Origin of the sequence: Pseudomonas sp. K5002, assembly GCF_013386655.1 — a bacterium.
Taxonomy (GTDB): Bacteria; Pseudomonadota; Gammaproteobacteria; order Pseudomonadales; family Pseudomonadaceae; genus Aquipseudomonas.
On the sequence record NZ_JACARK010000162.1, the window covers coordinates 889 to 7898 of the forward strand.

The 7010-nt window shown below is 61.6% G+C and carries 5 protein-coding genes; 4 read left to right on the forward strand and 1 reads right to left on the reverse strand.

Annotated features, from left to right (window positions below; all coding sequences use genetic code 11):
* Positions 1-37 precede the first annotated feature (37 nt).
* Positions 38-502: an Lrp/AsnC family transcriptional regulator gene (locus tag HX846_RS09040; RefSeq protein ID WP_032899475.1), complete on the reverse strand. Its 465-nt coding sequence runs from the start codon at positions 500-502 to the stop codon at positions 38-40.
* A 159-nt stretch (positions 503-661) separates the two neighbouring features.
* On the opposite strand from HX846_RS09040, the gene HX846_RS09045 reads away from it, so the two are divergent.
* The 4 genes from HX846_RS09045 to dkgB all read left to right on the forward strand — a co-directional run bounded on the left by HX846_RS09045 (position 662) and on the right by dkgB (position 6994).
* Entirely contained in the window at positions 662-2488 is a 1827-nt protein-coding gene (locus tag HX846_RS09045) for a tyrosinase family protein (protein ID WP_178965288.1), read from the forward strand.
* A complete protein-coding gene (locus tag HX846_RS09050) occupies positions 2485-4221 on the forward strand; it encodes a hypothetical protein (RefSeq protein WP_003211551.1) in 1737 nt (578 codons plus the stop codon). Before HX846_RS09045 ends, HX846_RS09050 begins: the two co-directional genes overlap by 4 nt.
* A gap of 65 nt (positions 4222-4286) precedes the next feature.
* On the forward strand, positions 4287-5897 hold the full coding sequence (locus HX846_RS09055; protein ID WP_178965289.1) for a hypothetical protein: 1611 nt from the start codon (positions 4287-4289) through the stop codon (positions 5895-5897).
* A gap of 293 nt (positions 5898-6190) precedes the next feature.
* Entirely contained in the window at positions 6191-6994 is an 804-nt protein-coding gene (gene dkgB, locus HX846_RS09060) for a 2,5-didehydrogluconate reductase DkgB (protein ID WP_003211554.1), read from the forward strand.
* Positions 6995-7010: the final 16 nt, after the last annotated feature.

A 7010-nucleotide genomic window follows, 5' to 3' on the forward strand; every position in this document is an offset into this window, starting at 1 on the left:
ACCATAAGCGGCCGTTACCGAAGAAACGGAGATGTACTCAAACCAAAGACCCCGGCAACGGCAACTCATAAGACTTCTTAACCGTCCTGACCACCAAAGTAGACGAATAAGTACGAATCGGAATATCCCGATAAATCTCTAAAAACCGATAGATATAATCAGTGTACTCAGTGGCATCCCGAAACTTCGCCACCATCACAAAATCAAACTCCCCGGTCAGCAGATAACAGTCCTGAATCTCCGGATGACTCGCCAGGATATGCTGCATCTTGCGGTCGATATCATTGCTGTCCCTATCAAGCTTGATCAGGAAGAACGCCGTAACCTGAATCCCAAGCTTGCGCTCATCCAGCACCGCCACCTTGGCCTTGATGATCCCGACACTCTCCAACCGCCTGATACGCCGGTAACAACTGGTTGAAGACAGCCCGACACTGTCACTCAACAACTCCAGACTCTGACTGCAATCCCTTTGCAATTTCCCCAGAATCTTCAAATCCATGGCATCTGTCATTTTTTCCATATCTTCCTTGAAAAAACTGCAATGAATCCACCGTAAACACCCACCAATTTGCACAAATCCTGCGCGGTGGCGCACTAACATCAATCCAGCTTAGCAGCCCAGCCAAATCAGGCACCGGGGCCGCATGAGAGGGATCTTATGATAGTCGCGAAACCGACATGGGCCACCGATATCCACGGCCTATTCAGCGCCCCCTACTGGATCCCCCAAGAGCAACGCGCCGCCGTCGCCGCCTCCTGGGTGGGCTGCATGAACGCCTACTTCGTATTCCTCGAAGACCCCGCCTCCGTCAAGACCTGGTCCGAAACCATCTACCAGCACCTGGCCTCCCGTAGCATGCCGCTGACCCTCGACCAGCAGCAGTTCTGGCCCATCGACGCGCTGGAAACCTTCAGGCTGTGGGTCAACCAGGGCTGGCGCCTCACTCCCGCCTCACCGTTCGACGAGGCAGAACGCATCCCCCCACCCGACCTGCCTCACCCGGTCAAACGCGTGCGCCAGGACATTCGCGCACTGACACAGGAACAACTGAACCTGTACCGCTCACGCCTCGATGACGTAATGCAGGTGGCCAACGCCGACAGCGGCTCCCCGTGGCAGCGTTACGCCTATATCCACACCAACTGGTGCCTGCATTACCAGGAAGCGTTTGCCCTGTGGCACCGGGCCTATCTGCTGTACCTGGAAGCGCTGATCGACTGCCCCATCCCCTACTGGGACTGGATGGCCGAAGACGCCAGTGTCGACGGCAGCCCCCAGGCCGGCTTGCCCCAGGCGTTTCTCGATGAAACCTACGTGCACCCGCACACCGGCGAGGTTCGCCCTAATCCGTTGCGCTACGCCGCTGCCAAGGACGGCTGTTCGAAGGTCTGTGAAAAGGCCAGCATCCCGGGTGTGGACTGCCGCTTCGTGCAACGCAACCCGCTGTTCTACACCAAGGGCGAGACGCAGCGCGTCGAACGCACCCAGTTGTACGGCATGAGCCGGATTTTCCAGCAACAGGTGGTCGATGCCCTGAAGTTCAACACCTTCAGCCAGCCCCAGGGAGTGCCAGGTTATCCCTGGGCGAACATCCCGGTGTTTGATCCCCCCCAGGAAGATGACCTGTACCCCAACCGCGCGCTGAATTTCGACGGGCTCTACGAGCAGCCCCACGACAACTATCACGGCTGGATCGGCGGCGACATGGCTGACAACGCCTACACCGCGTTCGACCCGGTGTTCAGCTCCTACCACGCCAATATCGACCGGATGCTGGAGGTCTGGATCCGCGCCCACCCGGCAGCGCAGTACACCACCCAGTGCCTGCTCCAGCCGTTTGCCGGCAGCGAGGCCGACGATGTCACCTTCACCAGTGCCGACGCCTGGCGCTACACCACCCTGGGGGACATGGCCCAGGACAGTCGGCATATCGGCTATGACTACGGTGTGCCCGTCGCACCGCCCTTTGGCACCCGCCGCCCGGCCGCAAAAGCCTGCTGCCAGCAAAGTTCGACGCCGATGCAAGCGCAGGAACAAACCGCAAGCCTGGGCCCGTGGGTGGTGTTCGACCATGTGCGCTGCACCCACGACACCTACCTGATCGACGTATTCCTCAACCAGCCCGACGCCACGCCGCAGCAGGTGAGCGCCGACAATCCGCACTATGTCGGGCGCTTCAGTCGCATCGGCATGGGCCTGGTGGATGACAAGGGCCGCTGCATCACCCATGGCGTGTCACGCGCGCTGAATGCCGCGCGCACTGCTGCCGCATTGAACCTTCGCCCCACTGACACCACGCAGTTATCCGTGGTGGTGACCCATCTCGATAGTGCCCGGGTGTTGACGCCGCAAGAGTACGCGCCGCTGCCTGGCTTTATCGCCCAACTGGTGTGGGACGACCCGCGCCAAACCGTCGCCGGCCCTGCTCCCAGTGCCGGTTGCTGCTCCGTTTCCACCACAACAACACCTGGAGAATCGACATGAGCACACCCTTCAAACAATTCACCTCTCCCGCCGGGCAAGCTCCCAAGGACTACAACAAGCTGGGCCTGGAAAACCAGTTGCCGCAGTTTGAAACCGACTGGAACAACGACCTCACCGGCTGGACGCAGTCCGCGATCATCGGCAACCCGTGGTCGGGCCTCAATGACGCGCCGCGCTCGGGCTATTACAACCCACTGGTGGAAGGCTACGGCCCCACCACGCCGCCGGCGATTACCTGGGCGCCCTTCCCCAATCGGCTGTGGACGTTTTTCTACAACAACGGCACGGCGGTGATTCCACAGTTGGGCGGCAAGGCCATGTCCATGCAACAGGTGATGGAGCTGACCGACAACGGCCAGATTACGATCAACAACACCCTGTACATGCTCTACGACCCGAAGAAGCAAGGCACCCTGCTGCAACTCCCCGTCACTCGCTGCCCGAGCATCGACTGGCAAGGCAAGTACAAGGATTTCTCGCCCTCTGGCCCCCGTGGCTGGCTTGACGAATATTGCGAGTGGTCCATCGTGCGCGATGCCGACGGCAACATGCGCAAGATCACCTTCACTTGCGAAAACCCGGCGTATTTCCTGGCCATGTGGCGCATCGATCCGACTGCTGTACTGGGGCTGTATCGCGACTACATCGACCCACAGGTGCAACTCGAAGACCTGTACCTGCGCTACACCGCCGACTGCCCGACCGGTAAGGCCGGCGACCCGGTCATCGACCCCACCACCGGTCAACCGGCCTACGACACCGTCAACAAATGGAACGCCGGCACCGCCTGTGTGCCAGGCCAATACGGCGGTGCGATGCACCTGACCTCCGGCCCCAACACCCTGAGCGCCGAGGTGTACCTGGCTGCCGCGGCGACCATCCTGCGGCCATTGAGCAGCAGCCAGAATTCCCAGGCGTTGATCTGCTGCGCGCAATACGGGCAGAACTACCGCAACTCCGATCCGCATATCGGTTTCTCGGCCAACAGCGTGGCAGTGAACAACCGGCTGTCGCTGACCAACCCCATCGGCCTGTACCTGCAACAACCCACCGACTTCTCGGCGTGGAAAGGCCCCCAGGGCCAGGACGTCAGCCAGTACTGGAAAATCACCCGTGGCACCGCCAAATCCGCCGCCAACGGCTCCGACCAGATTCTGCAAGCGGTGTTTGAAGTGCCGGTCAGCGCCGGGTTCTCGATCAACGACATCACCATCAGCGGCCAGCCGATCGACTACGTGTGGGTGATTGCCCAGCAGTTGCTGGTGGGCCTGAGTGTGACAACCACGCCCATCAGCCCGACGCCGGATTCCTGCCCGTGCGTGACGGACCGGGTCAACGGTGTGCAACCCTGGCCGGTACAGCTGCTGCCGCTGGACCTGTTCTACGGGCAGTCACCCACCGACCTGCCGGCCTGGCTGGCACCCGGCACCAGCGGGCAGTTTGCCCTGGTGGTGCAAGGCGCCGACCTCAAGACCACCGCCGAGACGGCGCGGGTGCAATTCTCCAATCCTGGGGTGACGGCGCAGGTCACAAAGTTCCTGCCGGATGCCTCGGCCATCCCCGGGCAAACCAACTCCGGTGGCACCCAGGGCTACCTGCTGACCATCACCGTAAGCCCCACTGCCGCACCGGGGCTGGTGACAGTGCGCGCCCTCAACCCGGGCGAAGCCGATAACCCCAGCGCGGCGGAACACCCATGGGAATCCGGATTGGCGCTGGTGCCTGGCGCCTGACTGATACAGCCCATCAGCCGCACCCACCCAGGGTGCGGCTTTACCTGCTTGCAAGGAGCGCGATGATGTCCAGGTTACGCTTGAGTGTTTTATCGCTGCTGACCAGTGTGGTGCTGAGCCTGTTCGCCATGCAGGCCGCCTACGCATCCCCCACTTCCGACGCCGACGCTTGCGTGCAGCAACAGTTGGTGTTCAACCCGAAAAGCGGCGGCTTCCTGCCGATCAACAACTTCAACGCCACCGGCCAGAGCTTCATGAATTGCTTTGGCTGGCAGTTGTTCATTGCCCTGAACTGGCCGGTGAATCCCGGTTGGCCAGCCACACCTGCCCTCGCGGGTGAGCCGGACATGAACAGTACCCTGGCGCAATTCGGTGTACCGACTGCCTCCGGGCAGCCGATGAGCGTGGCGCCGGTATGGGCCAGCTACAAGGATGCCAACGATATCTTCCTGCCCGGCGCGCCCGCGCCCACCGGCTGGGGCGTGCAAACCCTGGTGCCGTCCAATTGCAGCACCCAGGGCAGCCTCAGGGCGATGTCGGTGGGGGCGCGCAAGTTCATGACCGCCACCTCCGAAAGCGCGATCAACGCGCGGCATGGGTTTCACCTGTCCAGCGGCACCCTGGCCTCGATTCCGGACCCGATCATGGAAGCCTCCGGCGGCTGGCTGACGGACCAGTCGCAGAACCTGGTGTTTTTTGAACGCAAGGTGAGCAAGGCCGAGTTCGACTACATCGTCAGCAAAGGGCTGTACGACGCGGCCAACCAGCTGAAAGTCGCGCAGAACCTCGACAACCAGAACCCCGGCGGGCTGTCCTTGCCCATCGGTGAACCCATGCGCTCGCTGCCGCCCAACCCGGTGCCGCAGGAGCAACTGGGAGCTCTGGAGGTCAAGGCAGCATGGCGAATCCTCACCGGCAAACCCGAGCTCTACGGACGTTACCTGACCACGGTCGCCTGGCTCAAAAACCCGGCCACCTTGCAGTGCACCCAGCAGGTGGTGGGCCTGGTGGGCCTGCATATCATCAACAAGACCCAGGCCTCGCCCAACTTCATCTGGACCACCTTCGAGCAAGTGGACAACGTGCCGGAACCCGACCAGGTGCCGCCACAACAAACGCCGCCCGACAGCTTTGCCTTCAACAACCCGAACTGCGGCACCGGCCCCGAATGCACGCCGAACGTGGCGCGTATCCAGTGCAAGCAGCAGCATCCGGACCGCGACTGCACCGAGCCGTTTCCACGGGACCAACCCGTGCAGACCACCCGGGAACATCCGCTGCCCACTGAACTGCAGGCGCTTAACGGCGCGGTGCAGGCCAATTTCGCCCAGCAGAGCCAGGGCAAGTCGGTGTTCCAGTACTACAAACTGATCAACGTACTCTGGACCCTCACCCCCAACCCGCCCACCCAGCCGGAACCGGGTGTCAGTGCGCAAGTGCCGCTGTCCTACGGGCCGTTTATCAGCCAGGGCAACGTACCGGTGGCCAACACCACCCTGGAGACCTACGTCCAGGGCGATAACTGCAATGCCTGTCACCAGTACGCGACCATCGCCGGCAGCTCGACCCTGGCCTCGGACTTTTCGTTCCTGTTCAACAGTGCCGATTCGGCCAGCAAGAAAAGCCTGGTCAAGCGCGTAAAAGCCTTCCAGACCCTCAAGGACGGTTCACCATAAACGCGACTGTTCAGACCACTGCTCAAGGTTTCTCGGTGCTGTAAGGCCTTGAGCATTTGGTCCTTGCGCTAGCTCCTGCTGGTTAAAAGAGGCGCCCCTTATCAAGTAACGCCCGAAATGTCCGACAGCCCCCCGCATCTACCCGGTAAGACCGCTCTCGAGGGATATCGTGTGACCACCCGCCGGCCACTCATGACTTTTGGTAAAGAGTCCTTTTCGGATTCAGCGGTTTTTCCGAAGGAACGAGAGGCCGATACTCGACTCCATTGTTCACATCACTTCAGGAGTCACTCATGTCCATTCCCGCATTCGGCCTCGGCACGTTCCGCCTGCAAGGCCAGGTCGTCATCGACTCCGTCAGCACCGGCCTGGAGCTGGGCTATCGCGTCATCGACACCGCACAAATCTACGAAAACGAAGCCGACGTCGGCCAGGCCATCGCCGACAGCGGCATCCCACGGGACGAGCTGTTCATCACCAGCAAGATCTGGATCGCCAACTTCGCCGAAGGCCAGCTGATTCCCAGCCTCAAGGAAAGCCTGCGCAAACTCCAGACCGACTACCTGGACCTGACCCTGATCCACTGGCCATCGCCGGAAGACCAGGTACCGGTCGCCGAGTTCATGGGCCAGTTGCTGGAAGCCAAGCGCCAGGGCCTGACCCGCCAGATCGGTATTTCCAACTTCACCGTCGACCTGATGAAGCAGGCAATTGCCGCCGTCGGTGCCGAGCACATCGCGACCAACCAGGTGGAACTGCACCCGTACCTGCAAAACCGCACCGTGGCGGAGTTTGCCAAGGCCCATGGCATCCAGATCACTTCCTACATGACCCTGGCCTACGGCGAAGTGCTGAAGGATCCGGTGATCCAGCAGATCGCCGAACGTCATCAGGCAACCCCGGCGCAAGTGACCCTGGCGTGGGCCATGCAACTGGGCTACGCGGTGATCCCGTCGTCGACCAAGCGCGCCAACCTGGCCAGCAACCTCAAGGCTCTGGACCTGACCCTGAGTGACGCTGACATGGCGCAGATCGCCGCCCTGGAGCGTGGCCATCGGCTGACCAGCCCCAAAGGCATCGCGCCGAACTGGGACTAAGCCGCAGGGCTGCCGG

Excerpts from the sequence above, each read along its gene's own strand:
- HX846_RS09045 (WP_178965288.1), top strand. The coding sequence starts at position 662 with ATGATAGTCGCGAAACCGACATGGGCCACCGATATCCACGGCCTATTC.
- HX846_RS09050 (WP_003211551.1), top strand. The coding sequence starts at position 2,485 with ATGAGCACACCCTTCAAACAATTCACCTCTCCCGCCGGGCAAGCTCCC.
- dkgB (WP_003211554.1), top strand. The coding sequence starts at position 6,191 with ATGTCCATTCCCGCATTCGGCCTCGGCACGTTCCGCCTGCAAGGCCAG.
- HX846_RS09040 (WP_032899475.1), bottom strand. The coding sequence starts at position 502 with ATGGATTTGAAGATTCTGGGGAAATTGCAAAGGGATTGCAGTCAGAGT.
- HX846_RS09055 (WP_178965289.1), top strand. The coding sequence starts at position 4,287 with ATGTCCAGGTTACGCTTGAGTGTTTTATCGCTGCTGACCAGTGTGGTG.